This is a genomic window from Microvirga calopogonii, assembly GCF_003347665.1.
In the GTDB taxonomy this organism is placed as follows: Bacteria; Pseudomonadota; Alphaproteobacteria; order Rhizobiales; family Beijerinckiaceae; genus Microvirga; species Microvirga calopogonii.
In genome coordinates, this window is sequence record NZ_QDGA01000223.1 from 1 (window position 1) to 2,311 (window position 2,311).

2 protein-coding genes are annotated in these 2,311 nt (G+C 62.7%); one reads left to right on the forward strand and one right to left on the reverse strand.

Annotation, left to right across the window (positions count from 1 at the left end):
* Positions 1-58: 58 nt before the first annotated feature.
* Positions 59-760 (reverse strand): IS6 family transposase, encoded by a 702-nt coding sequence (locus DDF70_RS36030; RefSeq protein ID WP_114948864.1) that lies wholly within the window; start codon positions 758-760, stop codon positions 59-61.
* Between the two features lie 122 nt (positions 761-882).
* Between DDF70_RS36030 and DDF70_RS36035 the strand changes: the two genes are divergently transcribed.
* A complete protein-coding gene (locus tag DDF70_RS36035; protein WP_114949213.1) occupies positions 883-1,929 on the forward strand; it encodes an IS110 family RNA-guided transposase in 1,047 nt (348 codons plus the stop codon).
* The last annotated feature ends 382 nt before the right edge of the window (positions 1,930-2,311 follow it).

Here is a 2,311-nt window from a genome sequence, read left to right on the forward strand (position 1 = left end):
GGTGTTGTCACGTTAACTAGAACTGGACGTATTCAGGCAGGCCCAATTGCCTAACGGATCAAGTGGCAACGCCCGCCGCGACTTTCCACTCCGCCATGGCGTTGACGCGGTGAAGGTGGGTCGCGCGGGCAGAGCGGCGCGAGCGGGGTGGAACGAACAGGTTGCGGACGGCAGAGAAGACACTGACGAACCGCTGCAGGCACCTGGGTGATCGAAAGCCTTGCCTCGCCCGTTCTCGCCGGCGGAACGGGAGATGCGAATTCTCCGCCCGATTGTTGAGCCCCTTATGGGATCGGTGTTCGACTTCTGGCATGATCTGACGCCGGGCGGCCGAGTAGGAGCCGAGCTTGTCAGTGATCATGCGCCGGGGCGGACCGCCCTGCTTCTTCAACAGACGCTTCAGCAAGCGCTTGGCCGCCTTGGTGTCGCGGCGCGTCTGCACGATCTCGTCGAGCACATAACCGTCCTGATCAACCGCCCGCCACAACCAGTGCTTCTGGCCCGAGATCGTGACCACGACCTCATCCAAATGCCAGATGTCGCGGGGGCTTGGTGGCTTGCGCCTGAGACGGCGCGCGAAGGCCGGCCCAAACTTGAGAGCCCAGCGACGCACCGTCTCATAGGAGACGAGAATGCCGCGCTCGAGCAGCATCTCCTCCACCAGCCGCAGGCTCAGCGGGAACCGGAAGTACAACCAAACCGCATGGGCGATGATCTCAGGCGGAAAGCGATGGCGTTTGTAGCTGACAGGCTTGCTCATGCTGGCCCGTCTACACGGTGGCGGTCAAACTCGAGTTAATGTGATGTCGTGGATGGCGCCCTCCACCAGCGTCAGACGTGCCAGAATAGGCATGTTGAAGAACCGGAGAGGAACCAGCCATCATGCCTGAGATTGCCACGATCGGCCTTGATATCGCAAAGAACGTCTTCCAGCTGCACGGCGTCGACAGGAGTGGAAAGATCGTCCTGCGCAGGGCGCTGCGTCGCAGCCAGGTTCCAGGTTTCTTCAGCACACTACCTCCCTGCCTGGTCGGGATGGAGGCTTGCGCGACCGCTCATCACTGGGCCCGCACACTCATGGCTTTCGGGCATGAGGTTCGCCTGATCCCTCCCGCCTACGTCAAACCCTATCTGCGCCGGCAGAAGAATGATGCCGCGGACGCGGCGGCCATCTGCGAGGCCGTCACACGGCCGTCGATGCGCTTCGTTCCGGTCAAGAGCCCGCAACAACAGAGTACCTTGATGCTGCACGGGGCTCGCGATCTCCTGATCGGGCAGCGGACCGCCCTGATCAATGCCCTACGCGGTCACTTCGCAGAGTTGGGCATCGTGGTGGCGCAAGGGGCTCGCAACACGCGCCAGCTGATCGCTTTCCTCCACGAGGCCAATCCAGATTTCCCCGCACCAGCTCGAACTGCGCTTCAGTCTTTGGCCACGATGCTGGTTGAGATCGAAGCGCAGATTGCCAAGCTCGACAAAGCCATTCTGGCGGCCCACCGCAGCGATCCAGTCAGCACGAGGCTCGCCGGCATTCCGGGCATCGGCCCGATTGTGGCCTCTTGCCTCGCGGCCAGCGTCCCGGACCCCAGTCTGTTCCAGGGCAGTCGGGAGTTTGCCGCCTATCTCGGCCTCGTGCCCCGGCAGCACTCAACCGGCGGCAAGGCGCGGCTCGGCTCCATCTCCAAGATGGGCAACCGGCACCTGCGCAAGCTGCTGGTCGTCGGAGCGCATGCCGCTCTCTACAGCATGAAGTCGGGCAAGACCCGGACGGCCATGGCGGATTGGGCCCGGAGCCTCCTGGCCAAGAAGCCGTTCAAGGTGGTCGCCGTCGCCTTGGCCAACAAGATAGCCCGGATCGCTTGGGCTGTGATGGCCAGGAGCACGGCTTACGAGCCCGGGACCAACGGAGTGGCCGCGCCGGCGGCATAGACGACAAGTTCAAACGATCTGCCCGTAGGGCACCCCAGTTGGCACGGTGACGATGAAATGATGTGAAGCATGAGCGGACATGGACCGCCGGAATTGGAGAACCCGTGGCGTTGTCTTGCGTCAGTCAAGCGCGATAATGTGAGAGGGACCAGCTTCCAGCGTAAAACATCAGGGCCTGCGGTCATGAAGTGCCGCGTTCAGAGGCCGGAGACATGACTGCACCCGCCCCGCCAAGCCCAAACATCATCAACAATCACATTGCCAAACGGGCGCCATCCAGACATGACAACACCAGGCTGTGGGGGAGGAGTGGATCGCTCAGCACACGCACGTGTCGCTGTTCCCTGGCACTCCGTCCCGCTCCTTCGGCACCAAGCGGGAG